This window comes from Nocardia sp. CDC160 (assembly GCF_035818795.1).
Lineage (GTDB): Bacteria > Actinomycetota > Actinomycetes > Mycobacteriales > Mycobacteriaceae > Nocardia.
In genome coordinates this window covers 331,098-353,777 of sequence record NZ_JAYKYT010000006.1, presented here as the reverse complement: position 1 = coordinate 353,777, position 22,680 = coordinate 331,098, and the positions used below count along the sequence as shown (strand labels likewise).

Genomic DNA, 22,680 nt, shown 5'->3' with positions numbered 1-22,680 from the left:
ATCCGTGAGGCCGCCGCCAGGACGGGCGCGAGCCCCGGGTCACAGGACTATGCGACCACCGCGAGCCGGGGTCGGAGTGGTTCGGGTGTCGTGGGCTCGGGTGATCAGACGGGTGAGCGCCTCGGCGACGTGGCTCGGGTGGTCGATGATCACAGAGTGGCCCGCGCCGGGGATCAGCACCAGATCCGCGTAGTCGATGGCGGCGGCCATGGCGACCGAATGTGCCGGGGGAGTCAGCAAATCGGCTGATCCGCACAGGATCAGCGTGGGGATACGGGAGAGGGTCGCGAGGGCGTCGGTGCGGTCGTAGGTGGTGAAGGCCTGGAGGAAGGCGGCCATCGTGACGATCGGGGTCTGGTTGTGAATCGCGTTGGCGAGGGTGAGCCAGCGGGATCCCACCGGGCGATCGCCGCGCTGAGCCCGGTGGATGATCGGTGCGAAAGCCTTGCCCGCCAAGAGTTTCGCGCAATGCATGAGTCCGGGAGCGTAGCGCACGGCGGTCTGGAACGCGGAGATGATCGGGTGGCGCAGGAAGCGGCCCAGTCCGGCTTCGGTGAGGCTGCTCGCAGCGGTCGCGATGAGCCCGACTCCGATGACGCGCTCGCCGATCTGCGCCGGATTCCGGCCGACATAGGTCAACACGCTCATGCCACCCATCGAATGTCCGACCAGCACAACCGGTCCGGTGGGCGCGACCGTGGCGAGCACCGCTCCCAGGTCGTCGGCGAGCTGTTCGAGGGTGTACGTGCGATGATCGGCGCGCGCGGAGTCACCGTGCCCGCGATGGTCGTAGCAGACGACCCGGGCGTTCGGGTACTGCCGTCGCAGGGCGTCGCGGACCGCGGCCCAGGACTCACCATGACCGCAATGCCCATGCGAGAGAACCACTGTCAGATCGGGATGCCGAGGTCCACAGATACGAACCTCCAGTGCCACACCGTCCTCGGTCCGGACGGTGGCGCGTGACTGCCCTGTGGCGGCGAGTGGGCTCACGGTCGACATCGGTACTCCAATGTTCAGCGGGTGAGTCCACTATTCGCCGGGCCCGCCGCCGACAGCAGATGCCCGTGGAGTGAACCCCGCCGCCCAAGGTGTCGCCGAAAACCACCAAGGTGGGCCGTTTCGCATCCGGCCGCCGGACATGTCGTGCCTAGCGGTCCGACCTGGCGCGAAGCGCGTGGTCGCGGATCTTGCGCAGCGCGTGTTCGAAGTTCGCGCGTTCGGTCGCGTCGAGGGGCGCGGTGAGGACGCGATCGACCGTGGCGAGGTGGCCGGGGAGGACCTCGGCGTTCTTGGCGACACCCGCGGGGGTTAGGCGAGCGAGGATGGCGCGGCGGTCGGTTGGGTCCGGGATGCGGTCGACGAGGCCGCGGGTGTGAAGGCGGTCGAGCAGGCGGGTCATGCCGCCGGAGGTGAGGCCGGTCTGCTGGCAGAGGTCGGTAATGCGGAGTTTGCTGCCGGGGGAGCGGCCGAGGCGCAGGAGCACGTCGAATTCGGCGACGGAGAGATCATGGGCGCGTTCCTGGGCGGAAATCTCGCGCATCACCTCGGTGTAGGCCTCGAAGAACAGGCCCATGAGCGTGATTTTCGGGTCGCTGAGCTGGCGATCGGCGTCCATGTGTGAACGGTATCACTTGTCGGCCCTCGTCAGTATCTGTACCGTCAGTGTCTGACTAGTCAGATAACTGCAAGCTTGCTCCAAACTCCGACGGAGAGGACGAGTGCGATGACCAGTTACACGGTGGACAGGAATGTGCCGTGGCCGGTGCCGATCTGGGACGCCGACACGGTGCGGATGATCGCGCAGGATCTGGGGTCCGGGGCGTACGCGGTGGTGGCCGACACCGCCGAGGAGCAGACGCCGCTGGGGATTCCGCAGGCCACCTCGGGCGGGTTCATCGTCGGGGCGGACGCGGTGCTCGTGATCGAGTCGATGATGACCGAGGCGCTGGCACGGCAGGTGCTGGACCTGGTGGCGGCGGCCACCGACAAGCCGATCCGGTTCGTGGGCGTCACCTCCGACCACGGGGATCACTTCTTCGGCGACTACGTGATGCCCGAGCAGGCGCGGATCATCCAGCACGAGAACGCCTTTCGGGCAATCGAGCAGACCGGCATCGAGCCGCGCAAACAGGCCCAGATCGGCTGGTTCGACCTGGGCAAGGGCATCGAGGACGTGCGCTACCGGCCCGCGGATCTGCTGGTGCCCGCCGACGGCAGGCTGACCGTCAACCTCGGCGGCGGCAAGTTCGTCGATGTCCTGGACCTCGGCCAGGGGCAGACGCCCGGCGACCTGTGGTACCACGACCCGCAGGCCGGGGTGATCTACGCGGGCAATGCGTTCATCTGCGAAAAGCCAGCCATCCCTTGGCTTCTCGACGGCGTCGCCGCACGGCCCGCCCGCACGCTGCGCAAGATCTTCGACTGGCTGCCCGCCGACACCAAGATCGTGCCCGGGCACGGCCGGGTCACCGACAAGGAGGGCATGCGGTTCTTCGTCGAGTACACCGAGCAACTCGTGGAGCGGGTCGGCAAGGCGGTCACCGACGGACTGAGCCTGGACGAGACCAAGAAGGCCGTACCAATGACCGAATTCGATGTCGGCTACCCGCTGTACCAATGGCTGCACTTCGAGGTCAATATCCCGTGCGCCTACCAGGAAGCCGCCGCCGCCTGAGCGGACGAAGGAGAAGTCAATGGCGACAATCGGTTTCGTCGGGCTCGGTGATATGGGTTCGCGGATGGTCCCGCATCTGCTGCGGGCGGGCCACACCGTCCAGGTCTACGACCGGGTGCCCGAGCGCATGGTGGACGCGGTCGCGGCGGGGGCGATCGCCTCGGTCGATGCCGCGGACACCGCACGCAATGCCGAGCTCGTCATCAGCGCGGTCATGTCGGCCGATATTCCGGCGGCGCACCTGGGCCCGCGCGCCATCCTGGCGGGGCTGCGGCCGGGAGCGGTGCTGGCGGTGCTGTCCACCACGACACCCGCTGTGCTGGAACTGATCTCGGCGGCCATGCCCGCGGGCACGCGGCTCGTGGACGCCACCCTGGTCGGTGGCGTCCGCTACGCCGCCGAGGCGGCGCTGACCGTGCTGTTGGGCGGTGCGGACGAGGCGGCGGCGGTGGCCGAACCGATCCTGGCCGAATTCGGTGAGGTGGTCCGGGTGGGCCCGCTCGGATCGGGCGTGGCCTACAAGCTGATCACCAATGTGGTCGTAATGGCCGCCGAGGCCGGTCTGCGCGAGGCCCTGGACCTGGCGGACGTGCTCGGCGCGGACTACCGCACGACACTGAATCTGCTCGCTCGCGGCCCCATGGCCGCAGTGGTCAACCGGGCGCTGGACCGTGAAAACCCCAGGGCCATCCGGGATTCCGCCGAGGATTTCGACACCCTGCTCGACGCGGGCGGCGCGGACCTGCTCGCGATATCCGCCGCCGGGCGCGCTCGCCTGTGGGCGGCGGCCCAGGGCGATCCGCCCCCGGTGTTCTACGACTTGACCACGCACCGAACCGCGCTGCCGCGATTTCGGACATCCGAAGCAGTGCCGTGATGACACCGAGCGATACCGGCACCGACGTGGCTGGACGGGCGCGGCCAGCCGACGGTCGTGGATGGGCGACGGCGGTCAGGCGGTGGTGCGGGGCCGGGGTTTGGTCGGCTCGGCTTCGGATGCTTTGGCGGACAGGCCGTTGCGGATCAGGGTCTGAGCGGTGCGGACCACCGCGTCCAGGGAGCCGCGGCGCGGATTCCACCATTCGGCGGACCAGTTCAGGGCGCCGAGGACGAGCATGCGGGCGGCGCGGACATCGAGCTCGGGGCGGAGCAGGCCCGCGTCCTGGGCGGCGGTGAACAGTTCGCGCCAGGTGTCGGCGTACCGGTTGTCCTCGGCGACCTGGCGGGCGCGAATGCGTTCCGGGACCTGGCCTGCATTGCGGATCGCCGCGGTGGCGTAGTCGGAGATCTCCAACTCATGGCGCAGGTGGGCCTCGACGGCGGCGTCGATGCGATCCAGCGGGGGAGTGTCGGCGGGCAGGGCGGCGAGCACGGCCTCGACGTGTTCGCGCATGCTCGCGACCCCGGCCCACATGACCTCCTCGATGAGATCCTCACGCGAGGGAAAGTGGTAGTAGATCGCCGGAGCCTGCAACCCCGCCTGCTCGGCGACATCGGACAGGCGGGTACCGCCATATCCCTTGCGGCTCAACACGAACGCGGCCGCATCGAGAATACGCAGGCGTGTGCGAGCGGCCTTGGACTCGGATCCGGCCTGTTCCGGGGCGTCGTCTACCGCGGCGGACTTTCTAACCACGTGTCGACTATACGGTCGGTTCGGACGGCCCCGGCGCGGCGCGGGACCGCTCGGTGGCACCCCGCGATCCACTCGGGCAGCGCTCGCGCAAGCCTTGTGCCACCCGGATGCGTCAGACGGTGATGCCGTGGTCTTCGGCGAAAACCTTGCGGCACACCGAGGCGCAGAAGGCGTAGTCGATGCCGTTCACGGTGAGGGTGTGGCGGGCCGTGGCGGGATCGACGGTCATGCCGCAGACCGGATCCACGGTGCCCCCGGCGATGTCAGCGGATTCGCGATAGTCCTCGGTCATCATGCGGGTCACGTCGGAGCTCGAGGTGACGACGCCGCGGGTGCCGAAAGTGCCCTCGCGCAGGCCGATCACCTGCACCACGCAGTGCGGATGTTGTTGCAGCCGTTGCGGATCGCCGTCGAACTCGCCGACCGCACGGGTGAGAGCGGGGATCGCGTGCTCGCCGAACTCGTTGCCGATCCAGGTGCCGGGCACCGTGACTCGCAGCAGGTAGCGCGGTACGCGTGCCGGGTCCGGACCGCCGGTCGCCCAGGCCAGCGGCCGGTGGACCGTGACGTGGGTCAACTCCTGCGCCCGGGCCACCACGCTGGCTGGTGCGGTGTGGTCGGCGGTGAGGCAATCGCGGACGCGGCGGGCCAATTCCCGTCCGCGTTCCTCGGTAAGGCTGTCATCGGAGGTGAAGACCTCGATCGTCATCATGGGGACTCCTCGAGAGACGTAGGCGTACTAGATACGCCTACGTCGAGTATGCGCGTATCACGTACGCTGTCAATCCATGCCCCGCCCCAAATCGCTGACGACCGTCGATCTGGCCGCCGCGGCGCTCGCGGTGATCGACCGCGACGGCCTGCCCGCGCTCACCATGCGCGCCGTGGCCGAGCGGCTCGGCATGGCGACCATGGCGCTCTACCGCTACGTCCCCGATCGCCAGCGGCTCGAAATCCTGGTCGCCAACGCGATTCTCGACTCGATCGACGTCTCGCTGCCGCCGCGCACCGACTGGCGCGAACGGGTCGCGATTCTGCTCGAACGCGCCCGGGCGGCGATCTCCGCGCATCCGGCCGCGGTGCCGCTGGCCCTGCTGCACCGCCAGACCTCGCCCGCTACCACGCGCTGGATCGAGGCCATGCTCACGGTGCTGACCGAGGCCGGATTCACCGGCCGCGACCGGGTGATCGCGCAGCGGGTGGTGGTCGACTTCCTGCTCGGGTTCCTGCAGAACGAGCACTATGCCGCGCTCGCGGGCGCGGGAACGGCCGCCATGGCGGAGCTGTCCGCTGTCGATTACCCGCTGCTCGTCGAGACCGCGGCGCAGGCTCGCGGGATGTCGGCGGATGACGAATTCCGTGGCGGCACAGAACTTCTCGTGCTCGGACTGTCGGCGCAGCTGAGTCATCGGCGCGGCTGAATCATCGGCAATGAAAAGGCCGGTCCGCTCGGGAGCGGACCGGCCTTTTCGGACGGTGGGCGCTAGTGGTGCTGCAGCTTGCGCTTCATGTCCTTGTTCATGTCCTTCATGTCGGACCGGGCCTGTTGGGCCTCGCGCTGCATTCCGGCTCCCAGCCGGTCCATGTCGCGCCGGGCGTCCTGGGCCAGGCGGTCCATATCGTCTTCCATTCGGTGGGCCTGATCCTTCATCCCCTGCTTGACCTTGTTTGCCACCTGGCCGGGTTTTCGGCCGTGCTTGCCAGACATTCCAACCTCCGGATTGGTAGGTTTTCTCGTCCGAACTATCGGGATGGGACGGCGGAAAGGGTCCGCGTCCGTCGAATCTCCGTGCGCTGACCAGGCACTTCGCCGGTTGGCGGGAGCGCTGACAGCCGGATTTCCACCGTGATCGCCGAGCCGACGACCACGCCTCGTAAAGACTGTCGAGCCTGACTCGCCACTGTCAATATTTCGGCGAAAAAGTGATCGGATTGCCGCGATGGAATTGCTACACCGTCGTAGAAAGACGGGTGTCGAGGTCGCTGAGCTGGCGCGAGATCTTGGTAATGGTCGTGGAGAGGCGGGTGAGGTCCTCGATGGCGTCCTCGAGGGATTCCAGGCGCTGGGAGATGGACTTGATGCGATGGGCGATGGTCTCCACCTCGGCGGCGGTCGGGAGATTGAGCAGCGCCATGACGGTTTCCTGGGCGGACAGGGCGGCGTCGCGGGCATCCTGGGCGCGGGTGATGGCGGTGCGGGCGACTGGGTTGCTCAGGATGTCGTTGAGCAGGTCGGTGATCATGTCGAATCCTTTTGGGGCGCAGTGATAATCGGAGGTGGTCAGGCGACGGGGACGGGCGCGTTGCGCAGGCCCCAGTCGGAATCGGCTTCGGCGCGGCCGAGTTCGGTGGCGGGCGCGTCGCCGTACTGCCATTCGCGGGCGATGCGACCCCAGTTGTTGACCGCCCGGAGCTGACCCAGCGCCGCCATGACCATGACGAGGGTGCGCAGGGTGACCATTTGTTCCTGCGGCACAGCCTGTTTGCGGACCACCCCGAAATCGTCACCGGTGGGAACGATGGTCTGCGCCATGGCGTCATTGACCATCTCCGGGGTGATGCGAACCTCGGCGTCGGTGGTCAGCCAGCCGATGACCGATCCCACGATTCCGGCGGCCTCCTCGACCGGCACCGAGCCCGGATCGGGGATGAATCCGGCCGCTGCCAGCGCCGAATGCACTGCGGCCGGGTCGTTTTCGGCCATGGCGCGCTGGATGGCGAGCTGGTGCTCCACCGCCTCGGCCGCGACGTGCTTGTAGAGCCCGAAGTCCAGGAAGGCGACGCGGCCGTCCGAGCCGACGAGGAAGTTGCCCGGGTGTGGGTCGCCGGAGAACTGGCGGTGGCGCAGCATGCCCGCGCCGAAGAAGCGGAAGACGATCTCCGCCACTCGATTCCGGGTTTCCTCGTCGGCGTCCTTGATCGTCTCGAAGCCGATGCCGTCGAAATACTCGGTGACCAGCACCCGCTGTCCGGACAGGTCGGTCACCACATTCGGGACCACGATGAACGGGTGGTCGCGGTAGAGGCGGGCGGCCGCGCGCTGGTTCTGGGCCTCGAGTTCGTAGTCGAGTTCCTCCTCCACCCGGTCGCGGATCTCGGCGGCCAATGCGGCGGTATCCAGCGCGGGCGCAATGAGTTTGAGGGAGTGGGTGAGCAGCGCCAGGTTCTTGATATCGGCGCGCACCGCCTTGTCGATGCCGGGGTATTGGACCTTGACGCAGACATCGCGGCCGTCGTGCAGCGTGGCTCGATAGACCTGGCCGATGGAGGCCGACGCGATCGGAGTCGCATCGAATTCGGCGAAGTGTTGGCGCAGCGGGCCGCCGAGCTCGGACTCGATCAGCGCGCGCATCTTGTCGAAACCCACGGTGGGCGCCGAATCACGCAGCTGCGCAAGGGCTTTCTGGAAATCGGGCCGGACCTCCTCGGGAATGATGCCGCCGTCGACCACCGAGAGCGCCTGGCCGATCTTCATGGCCGCGCCGCGCATGGTGCCCAGGCCATTGACCAGTGCGCGAATCGCCTCGGCCTGGCGCTTGTCCATGACGGCCTGCTTCTTCTCCGCACCGCGTCCGACGGTGGCGACCTTGGTTCCGGCGTGCCGCAGCACCTGGCCGGTGGCAATGCGGCCCAGGGCCGCGGTCCGCAGGAGGCGGGAGGTGGGGACCTTCTTGTCCATGCGCTTATCTCCAGGCTGGGCAGGCGACCTCAAATAATTGAGTGAGGTCTCATTCACCAAATGAAGCTAACATGTCTCAGACGGTTCGGTAAATAGGTGAATGACGCCTCACTCGGGCAAATCCAGCACGGTAGGCTTGATTCGCCCCGCCCGCCTGTCGAGAAAGCGCCCATGACCAGCGATAGCCCGATCAGTGCCGATCGACCGGACAAAGATGCCGAACGGCCCAAGCGCGGCCGCCCGCCGCGCGCGGAGGTCGCCGTGCAACGCCGTCGCGAACTCGTCGAGACGGCCTATGCCGTCTTCAGCGAAAAGGGTTACGCCGCAGCGGGAGTCAATGACATCACCGAGCGCCTGGGCGTCGCCACCGGCACCTTCTACCGCTACTTCGACGGCAAGCGCGACATTCTCGACCATGTCATCGACCTCGGCGTCGAGAAGCTGTTCGAAGCCGCCCGCACCGCCTGGGGCGACGGTCCGCCACCGGGTTTCGACCCGTTCGTCGCCCACGTGCGGGCCGTCGGCGACGCGATCATGGCCACGGTCGAGGCCGAACCCGGCATGATTCAGATGCTCCTGTTCGAGGGCACCTCGGTGGACCGCGAACTCACCGCCCGCCTGCTCACCGTCCACGAGACCCTCACCGAATTCACCGCCGCCGCACTGGATCAGGGCATCGCGCGCGGCTACCTGCGCCCGGACCTCGACACCCGCATCATCGGCCGCTCGATCTACATGATGCTCTCCCCGAGCATGATCGACATGATGAACGGCCCGCTCGGCCCCGAAACGCGCGCCCGCCACCTGGACGCGATCCTGGACCTGATCCTCCATGGTGTCAGGGCGTAATTTTACAGTGTTGTCGACACTGTAGACGCCGATTGCTACTCTCCGTCTGAGACGCTTGATACGGGGAGTGGATATGAGTAGCCGTGCGACCGACCGCATCGAGCGGCCGATAGCAACGCTGGATTCCGTGCGGGTGAGCGAGGTTCGGCTCGCGAGTCCCTTGCCCAGGGGGCGGTATCCGCATCCGCCGGAATGCGACAGCCTGACCTATCTGCGTTATCGCCGGGTGGATGGGCCGGAGCGTCCGGACGATGTGGACGCGATCATTTCGTTGCAGGCCGGAATTACCGCTGGCGCTTCGAGTTTAGAGATCGCGGCGCGCAATCTGATTGCGGCACTGGCTGATCGCGGGCTGACCGTTGAGGTGTGGGCCATGGAGCGGCGTAGTTACGGCCTCACCGATGCCACCGGGATGCGGGCTGCGGTCGAGCAGGGCGATTATCGGGTGGCGATCGATTACTACTACAACGGGAAGCCGATCGACGGGCGCACCTTCGCGGGGTGGGTGCCCGACCGGGACCAGCGCTTCCTCGCCGAGTGGGGTGTGACCCGGACCGTCGACGACTGGCATGAGGTGCACGTCCGCGAGCTGCCGGACCGGACGGTGCGGGCGGCCAAGCTGTTCATTGGTGGGCACTCGCTGGGCGGGCCGCTGTCGAGCTACTACTGCCAGACCGAATTCCCCGGTGCGGCCGAGACCGTCGGCGGCGCGGGCTATCGGCAGGTGGCGGGTGTGCTCGGGTTCGATGGGCCGCTGGGCTCGGATCCGTTCCGGGTCAACGCGGTGCCGGGCGTGCGTCCGATCACCGCGGGTGCGGCAGCGGCCGCCCGGCCCGCCCTGCTGGCCCTGTTGCGGCGCGGGCTGATACCGACCTCGGTCACCTCGCGAATGCTGCCGACCGGCGCGGCCGCCATCCTGTTCGGGATCGCCGCTCTGGCCGCGCGTTTCGAGCCGGAGGCGGAAAGCGAACTGCCCGAGGCAATCCCGGCATCTCTCGACCCGTTCCTGCGAGTCCTGTTCCCCCGTGGCCTCTTCGGCCGCCGACCCGCCTTCCGCGACTGGCGACTCACCAACGAAGCCGTCCTGGGCTCGATCAACACCCGTGTCTCCCAACCGGTGATGGTGCTCAACCTGCATATGGGCGGCTACGACGGCCCGGTTCGCCCCAAGCGCGCCTACTTGGCCGCCCTGACCCGGCTACCTCTGCTCGGTGAATTCCTCGGCGGCGTGCTCAGCCCCACCCCCGCGCTGATGCCCGCCGACCCCACCGGCCGCCTGAACGGCTGGTCGGCCGATGCGGCACTGGCCAATCCGGCGGATGTCGCACTCGCGGCGGGCAACGGCCGGTTCAGCTTCCTGAACTGCTACGACACCCTGCGCAACGGCCTCGATCTGGGCTTCCTCTCCGCGGGCTACCGCGGCGCGGACCTGACCCGACTCCGTCACGCCGACTACCAGGACCACCTGCCCACCACCACGGTCATCAGCCAGAGCTGGCTGCCGTTCCAGCGCAGGGGATTCGGCCACCCCGCCGACGCGATCCCCGCCCCCGGCTACTCCCACACCGACATCATCAGCTCCACCCAACCGGACATCGTCATCTCGACCATGGCCGACTTCGTCGCCGCCAACCTGAGCCAGAACGAGACGAAAAGTGCCTGACGGGCTTTCCGAACGACGATCGGACTTTCGCGATCGTCATGGCGAATCGGGGGTCAGTGCCAGTCGGGGGCACCGAATAGGGCGGTGGTGATTTCGTAGAGGTGTGAGGTCAGGGTCGGGAGGGCGGGGATGCCTGGGCCGGTGAGGCATTCGCGGATGCGGTCGTACACGGTGCCGATGAGGGCGTCGAAGGCCTCGTCGGGGAGGTCGCCTTGTAGGTCTCCGGCGGAGCGGGCGATTCGGAAGACGCTGCGCATGCGGTTGGCGAAGAACAGGCGCATGTGTCGGCGCTGGTCGGCGACGGCGGGTCCGGCGGCGAGGCTCATGACGTGCAGGGCGTAGGCGATCTCGGGGTTGGCGGACAGGACGCGCAGGTAGGCGTCGAAGGTGACGCGGAGCAGGTCGCGCCAGTCGGGGTGCGGGTGCGCGGCGACGGCGGCGTCGAGTTCGGCGTGCACCAATTGCATGGCGTAGTCGAAGCCCGCCGCGAAGCAGTCGTCGCGGTCGCGGAACATCTCGTAGAAGGTGCGGCGCGACACCCTCGCGCGCGCCACGATATCGCTCACCGTGGTTGCGGCATAACCATTCTCGGCCACCGCCTCCATGACCCCGTAGTACATGCGCACGCGCTGCGAGTGTTCGACGGTCTCCCGGTCCAGGCCGTGTGTGCCGCGGGGCAGCCGTCGGCGGTCGATGCTGAGATCCCGCGTCATCCGACGAGGGTAAGAAGTGCCGCCGGTCGCGGGGCTGACATTTTTCGCCATCCTTTTTGGCGGCCGATGTCATTGAGGCCCGGATCACATCCCACCTACTGTCTCAGCCAGATTGGGTACGCGAACGTTTCCAGGGCCCGCACGGCCCGGCCGCGTACGAGTCGTGAGGGGACAATTTGATTGCCGAACACCAGACCGTGACGGCGGTGATCCGCCGGAACTTCACCGAGACCGTGCTGACGGCCCTCGAGACCTTCGGCCGCTCGATGGCGCTGGCCGTCGAGGCCACGCGGGGGGCGGTCACCGATCTGGTGGGGCGGCGGTTCCAGTGGGCCGAGACCACCGGTCAGGCTTGGTATCTGATCACCGTGACCGCCATTCCGGCGGTGCTCATGGCGATTCCATTCGGTGTCGTGGTGACCGTGCAGGTCGGCAATCTGATCCACCAGGTCGGGGCGGATTCGCTGCTGGGCGCGGCGGGCGGCATGGGCGTGATCCAGCAGGGTGCGCCCATGGCCACCGGGCTGCTGCTGGGCGGTGCGGGGACCGCGACCATCGCGGCGGACCTGGGGGCCAGAACGATTCGCGAGGAGATCGACGCGCTGCGCACCATGGGCATCTCGCCGGTGCATCGGCTGGTGATTCCGCGCATGGTCGCCATGCTGTTCGTGGCACCGCTGCTGAATGTGCTGATCATCTTTGTCGGCGTGATCGCCGGATACGCGGTGGCCATCGGGGTGCAGAACGTGACCCCGGGCAGCTACTGGGCCACCTTCGGGTCCTTCGCTTCCCTGGTGGATCTGGCCATTTCGATGGTGAAGGCGCTGGTCTTCGGGTTCGTGGTGGTGATCATCGGCTGCCAGCGCGGGCTCGAGGCCAAGGGCGGTCCGCGCGGTGTCGCCGACGGGGTGAACGCGTCGGTGGTGCTGTCGGTGGTGGCGATCTCCATGGTCAATGTCGGCATCACCCAATTGGTGTCGATGTTCTACCCGATCAAGGTGGCGTGATGGCGGCTCCCTACACCCCGCTCCGTCTGGGTCGGATCGTCCGGCAGGGCGACAAGGCGGTGCGTCCGATCGAATCCGTCGGATTCGCCGTGAGTTTCGTCTGGTACGCGTTCATCTCGATCCCGGTGACCCTGCATCGCTACCGCGCGCAGACCATGCGCACGATCACCGATATGACCTGGGGCCGCGGCTCGGTCATTGTCGGCGGCGGCACCGTGCCGGTGCTGGTGATCCTGGGCATCACCATGGGCGTCGGGGTCGGCATCCAGGGCTTCACCGCGCTGAATCTCGTTGGCATGGGCCCGCTCACGGGCATCATCTCGGCCTTCGCGAACACTCGCGAGCTCGCGCCGATCGCGGCGGCCGTGGGCTTCGCCGCGCAGGCCGGATGCCGCATGACCGCCGAGATCGGCTCCATGCGCATTGCCGAGGAGATCGACGCCATCGAATCGCTTGGCCTGCGGTCGATTCCGTTCGTGGTGACGACCCGCCTGCTCGCGGGCGCGGTCGCCGTCGTGCCGACCTTCCTGGTCGCCCTGCTGCTGAGCTACTTCTCTTGCTCGGCAATGGTTTTGATCGTGCACGGCCAGTCCACGGGCATCTACGACCACTACTTCTACCAATTCGTGAACCTGCACGATATCGCCGCGGCGACGGTGAAGGTTCTGGTGTTCAGCATCGCGGTCATCCTGATCCATTGCTACCAAGGCTTTTTCGCCACCGGCGGTCCGGAGGGGGTGGGTGTGGCCAGTGGCCGCGCCGTCCGGGCCAGTTTCATTGCCATCATCACGCTGGACATGGTGCTGACCATCCTGCTGTGGGGCATCAATTCGTCGATCACGTTCTCGGGGTGAGCAGATGCCCGCATATGGAATGCCGGGAGTGCCCACCAGCCGCCGTGGCGCGCTCGTCGTGGGTGCCGTGGTGATCGTGGCCCTGATCGTCGTGGCCTTCGTCTGGCGTGGCGTGGCGACCCGGCGCGACGGCTCGGAAATGCGAATCCAGTTGCACACCAGCGCGATCGGCGACGGTGTGGTGCCCGGGGCGGGCGTGCGGCTCAATGGGGTCCAGGTCGGGAAGATCACCAAGGTGGACAGCGTGCCCGGTGGCACCCAACTGCTGACCTTGGCGCTCAACCGTTCTCAGCTGTTCGGACTGGGCGACGACTTCCGGGTCGACTACGCCCCGGCGAATTTGTTCGGCATCAGCGAACTGATCCTGCGCCGCGGCCCGGGCGGAACCCCGCTGCACGACGGCTCGACGGTCGATCTGACGGCCGCCGGTCGCGTCACCGACAGCACCATGGGCAATCTGCTGCGCTCGCTCGCGGCGACCTCCCAGAATGTGCTGACCCCGCAGCTCACCGACGCATTGAACCGGACGAGCACCGATATCGAGGCGTTCGCGCCCTTGATCGAGGCAATGGTGGGCGTCAGCCGGGCGGTGGCCGACACGCAGCAGTACCCGTCGTCGTTCCTGATCCAGCAGTACGGCTCGTTCTTCAACGGCGTGGCCGTCTTCGGGCACGGCTTCGTGAAATTGGTCAACGAGATCTACCACATCGACGTATTGCGCAATGACCGAGCGCATTTCGACACCGGGGTCTCCCTCGTCGTGGACGACCTGTTCCCCAAGATCAGCGCACTGGGCCGGACGGCGGAGGAATACCTCAACGGCTACACCGACGGCCTATCGGTGCTGCTGGGTCAGTTGGCGCGCATGGTGCCCGACTCCGCCCGCACCCAGGCCGATCTACGCGATCTGCTGGACCGGCTGGACCGGACCTTCCAGTCCACGCCCGACGGACCGCGGGTCGGGCTCGACGTGGTGGTGAAGGGCATGCCCGGGCTGGCGGTGCCCTTGCTGGGAGGCGCGACGCCCACCGGGGAGGGGTCGCGATGAAGAGGAAAACCCAACGTGCCGTGGTGATTCGGCTGGTGCTATTCACCACGCTCATCGGCGTGCTGCTGGCGGGCATCGTGATCGCCATTCAGCGGCCGGTGAACGGGCGCACCGACACCTTCGAGGCGGTCTTCACCGACGCCAGCGGCCTGAAGACCAACAACGACGTGCGCATGTTCGGCGTCGCCGTCGGCAAGGTGACCGCGATCGATCTCGACAACGGCCAGGCCCGTGTGCGTTTCACCGTGCAACGCGATCGGGCGCTGTACGACAGCAGCGTCCTGGCCATCCGCTACCAGAACCTCACGGGGCAGCGCTATATCGATATCAAGCAGCCCGACAAGTCCGGGTCACGGGTGAAGTCGGGCACGCGCATCGGCACCGACCACACCATTCCGTCCTTCGACATCACCGCGCTGTTCAACGGCATGCAACCGGTGCTGGCCGAGTTCTCGCCCGAGGCGTTGAATCAGTTCCTGCGCAATGCGATCGCCGTCGTCGAGGGCGACGGCAAGGCGGTCGGGGCGACCCTCGACAGCATCCAGAAGCTGTCGTCCTACGTCAATGACCGCCAAGCCGTGATCTCGCTGCTGCTGCGCAATTTCGAGCAGGTCTCCGAGCAGATGGGCGGCAAGTCGGGTGAGGCGAAGGTCCTCATCGCGGGCATCTCCAACGTGTTCGTGAACCTGCAGAAGCAATTCGAGGGGCTGATGGACTTCGTGGACGTCGGTCCGCCCATCCTCACCCCGCTGAACAATCTGCTGGCCGCGCTCGGCCTCACACAACCGGACAACCCGGATCTGCAGGAGGATCTGCGCCGGTTGTTCCCGGATCCACAACAGACCATCGACGCGCTCGACAAGCTGCCCGCGCTGGTGCAGTCGCTGACCGCGCTGGTCCCGGCCCGGGCCAATGCCGCCGTCGATCTGACCTGCCACAACGGACAGGCGCAGGTCCCCGGCATTGTCGCGGTACTCATTGGGGGACAGAGGATTTCACTATGCAACGGGTGAGGGGAGTGCTGCGCCGCCTCGCGGGCACGCGGCGGATCCGGTGGCTGCTGGAACTGCGCTACGGCACCGACACCGATCGCCGGGGTCAACGGCTGCTGGGCCTGGCGGGTGTGGCCGCCGTGGTGGTGCTCGGAATCGGTAGCGCCGTCATCTATTTCGTGCCGTTGGGCAAGCACGATTACACGGCGATGCTCACCGATGGCGGGTCCGTGCGCGCCGGTGACGACGTGCGGGTGGCCGGGATTTCGGTCGGTTCGGTGCGGTCGGTGCAGTTGACCGACGATGCCGTGCGTATGTCGTTCACGGTGGACGACAAGGTGTTCGTCGGTGACGGCACCTCCCTGGAGATCCGGATGCTGACGCCGATCGGCGGACACTACATCGCGATATTTCCCGCCGGAAAGGCTCCGCTGGGATCGAAATCCATTCCGGCCGACCGGGTTCGGCTGCCCTACAGCCTGATGCAGGCCATGCAGGATTCGCAGCGGACCACCGCCGAGATCGACGGTGACACCCTGCGTCGCAACCTGACCTCGCTGACCGCTTCGCTCGAGCGCAGCCCGAATTCGGTGGCCACCCTGACCGCGGCCACCTCGACCATGGTCGCCATGCTCGACACCCAGAACCGGGATGTCAGCCGCGCCCTCGACGTCGCCGACGAATACCTTTCGCTGCTCAGCGATTCCCGCTCGGTGGTGGGCGAGATGCTCACCAAGATCGGCCTGATGGAGACCCAGGTGCTCAACCGCAAGGCGGAGGTGACCGAGGCGCTGCGGGTGGCCAGCGAGCTGTTCTCGCGCATCAAGGCCATCGAACCGTCCTACCGCCAGCAGCTCGAACCCCTCGCCGACAAGCTGGTGGCCGCGCAGCCGCAACTCGAAGAACTCGGCGGCAAGCTCGGCACGGTCGTGCAGAACCTCACCGACGCCGGAAATCGCCTGCGCGACATGCTGACTCCGCAGGGTGTGGCCGTCGACCAGTCGGCACAGACGGTCCAGACCCGCCCGATCTGCGTGCCGGTCCCCGGGAAGGGGTGCTGATGCTGCTGCGCATTCTCGCCTCCCGCAGCTTCATGTCCGTCCTGGGCGCGGCGCTGGTCGCCGTGCTGGGTGCCGTCGCGGCGTTCGTGCTGCTGGACCCCGTCGCCAAGCGCATCGGTTACTGCGCGATCATGCCCGACGCGGTCGGCCTGTATTCCGGCAACGACGTCACGCTGCGGGGCATCAAGGTCGGTACAGTCACCGGCATCCGGGCCGAAGGCACCGGTGTGCGGGTGGACTTCCGGCTCGACGCCGCCCACCCGCTGCGCGGAGACGTCTCCGCCGCAACGGTTTCCGACACCATCGTCGCCGACCGCAGGCTGGCGGTGAACGGCGGCGGGGGAGCGGAATGGAATCCCGCCCAGTGCATTACCAAGACCGCCACGCCCAAGAGCCTGACCCAGACGCTGGACGCGCTGGCCAAGCTCGCCGATGAGCTCCAGACCGGCGATTCGGCGCAGGGCGACGGCATCGGCGCGGCGGTCACCCAATTCGACCGCTCCACGGCCGATTTGGGACCCCAATTCAACGATGTCATCACCCGTCTCGCCGCGGCGCTGCGCTCACCGGATGCGGCAATCGCCCACATCGGTTCGCTCATCGACACTCTCACTTCGCTGTGGCAGAGCGTCGCGCACGGTTGGGGCAATCTGCGCGAAATGCTGACCGGGCTCGCGCCCATCCTGAATCTGGCCAATGGCGTGTGGGGCCGGGTCGTGGAACTGGTCAACTCCCTGGTGGTGCTGCTGCCGATGCTCAATGACATCACCACCAAATACGGTGGCCCGATCCTGAATCTGCTCGATCAGACCGTCCCGTTCCTGGACCTGGTCGCCGCCCACGTCGGCACGCTCGAGCAGCTGATCGACCTGGTTCCCGCGGTCGCCAAGGGGTTCCGCGATGTCGCCGACCCGCAGACCGGGCGGATGGCGGTGACCTACGCCGGGCCGCGCGTGGCGCTTCCGCAGGCCGACGCCGACCAGGTCTGCGCGGCGGTCAATGCCTTGGCTCCCGGCCGCTGCGGGGACGCGGGTGACGGGCTGGCGTCCATGGACCTCGGCACCCTGGTGCTCGGATTGGCGGGTGTGCGATGAACACGCGTGCTGTTAAAAGGATGCTCGCCACGGTGGCATTCGGTACGGCCGTGCTGGTCTCGGCCGGATGCGGGGTCGATCCCGCGCAGCTGTCGCTCCCCGGCGCGGGTGTGCAGGGACCCACCTATGAGATCCACATCCAGTTCGCCAATGCCCTCAATCTGCCCTCCCACGCCCGGGTCATGGCCAATGGCGTGCAGGTGGGGCAGCTGCGGCAGGTCACCGTCGCCGATCCCACCGCCGCCGGACCGGGTTCGGTCGTCGCCGATGTGGACATCGAGCAGTCGGTGCGACTGCCCGGGGCCACCACCGCGCAGCTGCGGCAGGACACCATCCTCGGCGACATCTACATCGCACTGCAAATCCCGTCGGCGACAAAGGATTCCAGTGTTATCGGAGCCGGTGGGCTGATTCCGATCCAGCAGTCGCAACCGGCGCTGCAGATCGAGGACATTCTCACCGGCCTGTCCACCTTCGTCTCCGGCGGCGCGCTGCAATCGGCGCAAAATGTGGTGAACCGCGTCAATGCCGCCCTGCCCGCCGATCCGGCCGAGACCGGGCGGATCGCCGAGGTGCTCAAGGGCGATCTCATCGATGTCGCCGCGCATCAGGAGGATCTGGGCGCGTTTCTGGATTCGATCGACGTGAATGCCCGCCTGCTGCTGGACAATCGGGCCCAACTCGACGAGCTGCTCACCCCGCAGGGCGTCGTGGACATCACCGAGATCGCCAATACATTGATCCACACGATCGGCATCATCGGCGCGATCGGCGGGCTCGCGCACGCCCTCACCTGGATCCAGCCGCTGGTGGCCCAGGGCGATGCCGCGGCCGAGGCATTCGTGCCATTGGTGCTCGATTCTCAACGGCCGCTGAATCTTTCGGCCCCGTCGAACCTCAACAAACTCGTCGAGTTCCTGCGGGACAAGTTGATCCCCTGGGCGCAGCGTCCGACGGTCGACATTCACGGCGTCCGTGTCGAACCCGCCTCGGCCGCACCGGTTTCCGGCGACGATCAGGTGAACCAGATCGTGGCCGCCCTGCGCATGATCGGAATGGTGCGATGAGACGTCCCAAGCTCGGCTCGGTGCTGTCGCTGCTGTCCATCGCGGTGGTGGCCGTGGTCAGCAGTGTCTACCTGGTGTTCGGGGTGGCGCGGGTGCAGTGGTTCGAGCACCCGACCACCGCGGTCATGGTCCTCCCCGACGCGGCGAGTCTGGTGCCGCGCTCGCCGGTGCTGCTGTCGGGCATGCGGGTCGGACAGGTCAGCTCGGTGGCCACCATTGCCGACGGCGTCGAGGTACACCTGGCCATCGATGCCGGACAACGCATTCCGGCCGCGAGTACCGTGCTCATCGAAACCCTCTCGGCACTGGGCGAGCCCTACATCGACTTCCGGCCCACCACCGGCGGCGGGCCCTATATCGCCGACGGGCAGCTGATCCACGCCCAGAGCATTCGCACCCCGCGGTCGATGCCGGAGGTTGCGCACACCGTCACCACGCTGCTCGGACAGGTGGACCCGCAGGCGATCGCGTCGCTGGTCAGCACCTTCGAGCAGTCGTTGACCGGCACCGAAAAGGTCATGCCGCAGCTCACGCACGCCGCCGACCTGCTGGCCGCGACCCTGATCAGCCGCGCCCCGCAACTGCGCGACCTGCTCACCAACGCCCAGGTGCCCGGTCCGGATGTGGCGCAGGCAGGCACCGAGATGGCAGCCGCCGGACCGGAGATCGACAACTTCGGCGTGCGGGTGCATGCGGTGGTCGACTCCCTGCAGACGGTGCTGAACGCGCGGCCCGTCCCCGACGCGTACACCACGGGTGAGGGACTGCTGCCGTTCCTGGATCAGGTCATCGGACTGATCCAGCGGATCGGGCCCGACGCGAAGACGCTCTATCCCGGCGTGGTGTCACCGTTGCTCACCCGCGCGACCGACGCGGTGCCGAATCTCGACCTCTCCGCGCTCATCGCCCAGGCATTGGCCGCGGTCAGCCCGGACGGCGAAGTACGGCTGGAAATCAATGTCAAATAGGAAGGCAGGACAGCGATGACCATCGATGTCGACAAGGACGCGGCGACCGCCGAGCCGGACGCGGCGGCCAAGACCGAGCGCGGCGAATCCACCAGCGCGGCAAAGGTTTCCCGGTCACTGTCGGTCAGCGTGTCCACGCTGACCTGGGGAGCGGTGACGGCGATCGCGGTGGTGGCCGCCCTCGTGCTCGGAGGCTTCCTGATCTCGGCGCGCGGGCAGCTCTCCGACCGTGACGCCACCGCCACCGACAAGTCGCACGCCGAACAGGTGGCCTCCGACTACGCGGTCGGCGCGGCCACGGTGAACTTCGCGGACTTCAACTCCTGGGTGGGTCGCCTGAAGAACAACACCGCACCGGCGCTGGCCACCAAGTTCGACTCCACCGCGCCCAAGCTGCAGGAGATCCTCACCCCACTCAAGTGGACCTCCACCGCCACTCCCATTGCCGCCAAGGTGATGTCGGAATCCGGCGGCGTTTACAAGGTGGACGTGTTCGTCAATGTCACCTCCACCAATGCGCAGAATCCGGATGGCGCGCAGACCACGGTGACCTACGACGTGAGCGTGGACCGGAATGCGGGCTGGAAGATCACCGACGTCGGTGGCGCGGCCGGAGCCCTCCCGATCAAGTGACGACAGCGGGCCCGGCGACGCGGCCCGTTCAGGAGAAATCGCATGGTAGACACCAAATCCGCCGACACCGAGTTCGTGGTCGACGCCGACCCGGACACCGTCTGGCGGATCCTCGCGGACGTCAACAACTGGTACCGCTGGAACGTCTTTCCCTTCCGGTCGCGCGGGCCGGTGCGCCCGGGTGACCGCATGTACCTCGGCGTGCGCAACGGGCTGGTGCCGATACCGCTCGCGTTCTGGGAGGTTGCCGCGCCGGGCCGTGAACTGAGCTGGGGCGGAGGCGCTCTCGGCCTTCGGGTGCAGCACGGGCTGTGGCTCGAACCGCTCGACGACGGCACCCGCACCAAGGTGCGCCACCGTGAAAGCCTCGACGGCTGGGCGGCCCGGCTGATTCCCGATGCGGTGCTGCCGATCTGGCGTTGGGGGCTGCGGAATATCAATGCGGGCCTGCCGCGTGCCGTCGCCCGCGCGCAGGGACCGGAGGCCGAATGGTCCCTGCACCGACCGCGATTCGACCTCGAACCGGTCGAGGCCGACTCCGACTTCTACGAGAACGCGCCGATCATCCTCGAGGGCCGGGCCGAATTCCCGGTGTCGGTGAAGGGCCTGTGGGAGGTGATGGACAACGTCGACATCCCGCCGATCCGCACCCAGTGGATCACCGAACCGCCCTACGGTCCCGGCTCCCTGCGCATCAACTGGATGCGCGACCGCCACCTCAACACCGGACACTTCACCAAGTTCGAGCCGTACCGCGAAATGCGTTTCTACCTGGGCGTTATGGTGATTCCGCTGCAAAGGGTCGGCGCGATCATGAGCTTCGAGGACCTCGGGCCCGAGCGCAGCGCACTCACCTGGCGGCTCGCGATCACCGCCCGCCCGCTGTCCCGTCGCACCCGCCCGCTGCCGTTCGTCACCGCCGCGTACCGGCCGGTGTTCTCGACCATGATGAAGATCGCCATCGGTCGCGGTGTCCGCCGCGCCATCGCACAGGGCCGCGCCTGAGCGCTATCGCTGCCAGTCCGAGCATCTTTCGAACCCCAGCTCCAGGAGCACCCCGGCCATGCCACTGTCCAACAATGCCGCCGACCGGTCCGAGCGGGTCGTCGACAATGACGGCACCGTCGAGATCAGCCACGTCACGCTGCGCTCACCGCTTCCGGTCGAATTCCCCTCGCACCCCGAAGGACTCGACCACCTGACCTACCTGCGCTACCGGCTGGTCGATGGTCCGCGTGAGGCCGCCGCAGCCGACGCGATCCTGCTCATCCAGCCCGGCAACTACGGGGGCCCGTACTCGTTGGACCCGCTCGCCCGCGCCACGCTCGTGGCCGCTGCCGCGAAGGGACGCACGGTCGAGTTCTGGGCGCTGGCGCGGCGCAGCGAGGGGACTCAGGATTCAACCGGGATCGAAGCGGCCCGGGCCGCCGGTGATCCGGGTATCGCGGTCGATTACTACTTCCGTGGCAAGGAGATCGGCGGGCGGGTCTTCGAGGGTTTCCGTGGCGGCGATGCCATGCCGTACCTGGCGGAGCTGGGGTTCGCCCAAGTGGTGCGCGATACGTTCGAGGTGGTGACGCGGGAGTTGCCCGATCCTGCCGTGCGGCGCGAAAAGCTGTTCATCGGTGGGCATTCCGGTGGCGCGTCGGTCATGGCGGCCTTCGGGTCCTGGGATTTCGACGGCGTTCCCGGCCATGAATACTGCAAGGGCTTCATCGCCCTGGACACCCCCTTCGACTGCGATTTCGGCACCCGCAGCAATCCCGTGCTGCGGGCCGTGAGCCTGCCGGTGCGGCTCGTGGGTGGTGCGCTGTACCCGCTCGTCGTGGCCGCCGTCCGAAAAGGCCTGCTGTCCACGCACTCCGGCCGCATTGTCGCCGAACTGTTCTACACCATGCGGATTCTCGCCGTCGCCGCGCATTTCACGCCGGAGCGAGAGGCGACACTGCTGCGCGAGATCCGTGAACTGGTCGCGACCACCGAGACCGGGCGGCTGTGGAATCTGGTGCTGCGCGCCAACTTCGCCCCGACCCTGTGGGATGCCATCCGCCGGGAGCCCCTGCGGTACCGCCTGACCTGCGCGGCGGAGTTCGGTTCGCTCGTGGGCACCGGCGTGACCGTGCATCCGCTGCGCGTGGCCATGGGCAGTCTCGACGGCCCGGCCCGCGCCCGCAGGTTCCCGGTCCCGGCCTGGGCCTGGCGGATACCCCTGCTGCGGGGTCCGCTGTGGTTCGCGTTGGGGCACAAGCCATTGACCTCACCCGCCGATCCCGACCACCTCTACGGTTGGCGAAACACGGTGGGGGAGAGCCAGTCCGCCGACGCCGCCGCGATCGCCCGCGCCATGATGGGCGAGCAGACCTCGATGCTGGAGCCGTACCACGCGACGCGCTTCCAAATCGACCAGTTCTTCGCCCTCGCGGGCATCCGCACCGGCGATCTCGCGGCCATCACCCATGAACGCGGCATGCGCGCCAAACCCCTGGTGTCCCTGTTCGAAGGCCATGTCCCGCTGGTCCACTACCTGACGTTCATGAATCTTGGTGTCGCCCATGTGTTCCCGGGCTACTCCCACGTCGATATAGTCAGCGCCGCCGCCCGTCCCGACGGCACCCCGGAGCCGATCAGCGACAAACTGACCGACTTCCTCGTAGCGCACACCGCGCCCGCGGTGCGCCCACGACTCCGGGCAGTCGGCTCCGAAGCGCCACTGGCAGAAGGTCTGTGACGAGTTCGCCG

Annotated in this window: 24 protein-coding genes; 16 read left to right on the top strand and 8 right to left on the bottom strand. The window is 67.5% G+C overall.

The genetic code is table 11. The features are described 5' to 3' along the window. Positions 1–39 precede the first annotated feature (39 nt). Together VMT40_RS32750 and VMT40_RS32745 are read right to left on the bottom strand one after the other, a co-directional pair. The gene (locus VMT40_RS32750) at positions 40–1,002 is read right to left on the bottom strand and encodes an alpha/beta fold hydrolase (protein ID WP_326363188.1); all 963 of its coding nucleotides are present in this window, start codon (positions 1,000–1,002) and stop codon (positions 40–42) included. Between the two features lie 148 nt (positions 1,003–1,150). Next, positions 1,151–1,618 carry a MarR family winged helix-turn-helix transcriptional regulator gene (locus VMT40_RS32745; RefSeq protein ID WP_326363186.1) on the bottom strand — a complete coding sequence of 156 codons (468 nt, stop codon included), beginning with the start codon at positions 1,616–1,618 and terminating at the stop codon, positions 1,151–1,153. A gap of 108 nt (positions 1,619–1,726) precedes the next feature. Here VMT40_RS32745 and VMT40_RS32740 point away from each other — a divergent pair, with 108 nt between their 5' ends. Both VMT40_RS32740 and VMT40_RS32735 read left to right on the top strand, forming a co-directional pair. Beyond that, positions 1,727–2,677 (top strand): MBL fold metallo-hydrolase, encoded by a 951-nt coding sequence (locus tag VMT40_RS32740; RefSeq protein ID WP_326363184.1) that lies wholly within the window; start codon positions 1,727–1,729, stop codon positions 2,675–2,677. Between the two features lie 19 nt (positions 2,678–2,696). Next, the gene (locus VMT40_RS32735) at positions 2,697–3,554 is read left to right on the top strand and encodes an NAD(P)-dependent oxidoreductase (protein ID WP_326363182.1); all 858 of its coding nucleotides are present in this window, start codon (positions 2,697–2,699) and stop codon (positions 3,552–3,554) included. Between the two features lie 75 nt (positions 3,555–3,629). On the opposite strand, the gene VMT40_RS32730 is transcribed toward VMT40_RS32735, so the two are convergent. Beyond that, complete coding sequence (locus VMT40_RS32730) at positions 3,630–4,313, bottom strand: TetR/AcrR family transcriptional regulator (protein ID WP_326363180.1); 684 nt, start codon at positions 4,311–4,313, stop codon at positions 3,630–3,632. 112 nt (positions 4,314–4,425) lie between these two features. After that, positions 4,426–5,025 carry an ATPase gene (locus tag VMT40_RS32725; RefSeq protein ID WP_326363179.1) on the bottom strand — a complete coding sequence of 200 codons (600 nt, stop codon included), beginning with the start codon at positions 5,023–5,025 and terminating at the stop codon, positions 4,426–4,428. A 76-nt stretch (positions 5,026–5,101) separates the two neighbouring features. On the opposite strand from VMT40_RS32725, the gene VMT40_RS32720 reads away from it, so the two are divergent. Next, positions 5,102–5,734: a TetR/AcrR family transcriptional regulator C-terminal domain-containing protein gene (locus VMT40_RS32720; protein WP_326363178.1), complete on the top strand. Its 633-nt coding sequence runs from the start codon at positions 5,102–5,104 to the stop codon at positions 5,732–5,734. A gap of 62 nt (positions 5,735–5,796) precedes the next feature. Here the strand turns inward: VMT40_RS32720 and VMT40_RS32715 are convergent, their stop codons facing one another. The 3 genes from VMT40_RS32715 to VMT40_RS32705 form a co-directional block, all read right to left on the bottom strand. Further along, entirely contained in the window at positions 5,797–6,021 is a 225-nt protein-coding gene (locus VMT40_RS32715; RefSeq protein WP_326363177.1) for a hypothetical protein, read from the bottom strand. A 241-nt stretch (positions 6,022–6,262) separates the two neighbouring features. Next, positions 6,263–6,556 carry a hypothetical protein gene (locus VMT40_RS32710; protein WP_326363175.1) on the bottom strand — a complete coding sequence of 98 codons (294 nt, stop codon included), beginning with the start codon at positions 6,554–6,556 and terminating at the stop codon, positions 6,263–6,265. Positions 6,557–6,594: 38 nt separating this feature from the next. Further along, entirely contained in the window at positions 6,595–7,992 is a 1,398-nt protein-coding gene (locus VMT40_RS32705; protein ID WP_326363173.1) for an ABC1 kinase family protein, read from the bottom strand. A gap of 171 nt (positions 7,993–8,163) precedes the next feature. Here VMT40_RS32705 and VMT40_RS32700 point away from each other — a divergent pair, with 171 nt between their 5' ends. Then, on the top strand, positions 8,164–8,841 hold the full coding sequence (locus tag VMT40_RS32700) for a TetR/AcrR family transcriptional regulator (protein ID WP_326363172.1): 678 nt from the start codon (positions 8,164–8,166) through the stop codon (positions 8,839–8,841). Between the two features lie 73 nt (positions 8,842–8,914). Continuing rightward, positions 8,915–10,504: a hypothetical protein gene (locus tag VMT40_RS32695; RefSeq protein WP_326363171.1), complete on the top strand. Its 1,590-nt coding sequence runs from the start codon at positions 8,915–8,917 to the stop codon at positions 10,502–10,504. 53 nt (positions 10,505–10,557) lie between these two features. On the opposite strand, the gene VMT40_RS32690 is transcribed toward VMT40_RS32695, so the two are convergent. Continuing rightward, positions 10,558–11,217 carry a TetR/AcrR family transcriptional regulator gene (locus VMT40_RS32690; RefSeq protein ID WP_326363169.1) on the bottom strand — a complete coding sequence of 220 codons (660 nt, stop codon included), beginning with the start codon at positions 11,215–11,217 and terminating at the stop codon, positions 10,558–10,560. Positions 11,218–11,483: 266 nt separating this feature from the next. Here VMT40_RS32690 and VMT40_RS32685 point away from each other — a divergent pair, with 266 nt between their 5' ends. The 11 genes from VMT40_RS32685 to VMT40_RS32635 are packed head-to-tail and all read left to right on the top strand — an operon-like array spanning position 11,484 to position 22,669. Beyond that, positions 11,484–12,224 carry an ABC transporter permease gene (locus VMT40_RS32685; protein ID WP_442790093.1) on the top strand — a complete coding sequence of 247 codons (741 nt, stop codon included), beginning with the start codon at positions 11,484–11,486 and terminating at the stop codon, positions 12,222–12,224. Continuing rightward, positions 12,221–13,078, top strand: a complete 858-nt coding sequence (locus VMT40_RS32680; protein WP_442790091.1) for an ABC transporter permease — start codon at positions 12,221–12,223, stop codon at positions 13,076–13,078. The genes VMT40_RS32685 and VMT40_RS32680 overlap by 4 nt, the downstream gene beginning before the upstream one ends. Positions 13,079–13,082: 4 nt before the next feature. Further along, positions 13,083–14,126 (top strand): MlaD family protein, encoded by a 1,044-nt coding sequence (locus VMT40_RS32675; protein WP_326363164.1) that lies wholly within the window; start codon positions 13,083–13,085, stop codon positions 14,124–14,126. Beyond that, positions 14,123–15,139, top strand: coding sequence for an MlaD family protein (locus VMT40_RS32670; RefSeq protein WP_326363163.1), 1,017 nt, complete (start codon positions 14,123–14,125; stop codon positions 15,137–15,139). Before VMT40_RS32675 ends, VMT40_RS32670 begins: the two co-directional genes overlap by 4 nt. After that, positions 15,127–16,179 carry an MlaD family protein gene (locus VMT40_RS32665; RefSeq protein WP_326363162.1) on the top strand — a complete coding sequence of 351 codons (1,053 nt, stop codon included), beginning with the start codon at positions 15,127–15,129 and terminating at the stop codon, positions 16,177–16,179. The genes VMT40_RS32670 and VMT40_RS32665 overlap by 13 nt, the downstream gene beginning before the upstream one ends. Then, a complete protein-coding gene (locus VMT40_RS32660) occupies positions 16,179–17,273 on the top strand; it encodes an MlaD family protein (RefSeq protein WP_326363160.1) in 1,095 nt (364 codons plus the stop codon). The genes VMT40_RS32665 and VMT40_RS32660 overlap by 1 nt, the downstream gene beginning before the upstream one ends. Positions 17,274–17,305: 32 nt before the next feature. Next, positions 17,306–18,340 carry an MlaD family protein gene (locus VMT40_RS32655; protein WP_326363158.1) on the top strand — a complete coding sequence of 345 codons (1,035 nt, stop codon included), beginning with the start codon at positions 17,306–17,308 and terminating at the stop codon, positions 18,338–18,340. Beyond that, entirely contained in the window at positions 18,337–19,308 is a 972-nt protein-coding gene (locus VMT40_RS32650; RefSeq protein WP_326363156.1) for an MlaD family protein, read from the top strand. The genes VMT40_RS32655 and VMT40_RS32650 overlap by 4 nt, the downstream gene beginning before the upstream one ends. Before the next feature lie 15 nt (positions 19,309–19,323). Further along, a complete protein-coding gene (locus tag VMT40_RS32645; protein ID WP_326363154.1) occupies positions 19,324–19,941 on the top strand; it encodes a hypothetical protein in 618 nt (205 codons plus the stop codon). A gap of 42 nt (positions 19,942–19,983) precedes the next feature. Further along, positions 19,984–20,946, top strand: a complete 963-nt coding sequence (locus tag VMT40_RS32640) for an SRPBCC family protein (protein ID WP_326363153.1) — start codon at positions 19,984–19,986, stop codon at positions 20,944–20,946. 58 nt (positions 20,947–21,004) lie between these two features. Beyond that, a complete protein-coding gene (locus VMT40_RS32635; RefSeq protein ID WP_326363152.1) occupies positions 21,005–22,669 on the top strand; it encodes a hypothetical protein in 1,665 nt (554 codons plus the stop codon). The last annotated feature ends 11 nt before the right edge of the window (positions 22,670–22,680 follow it).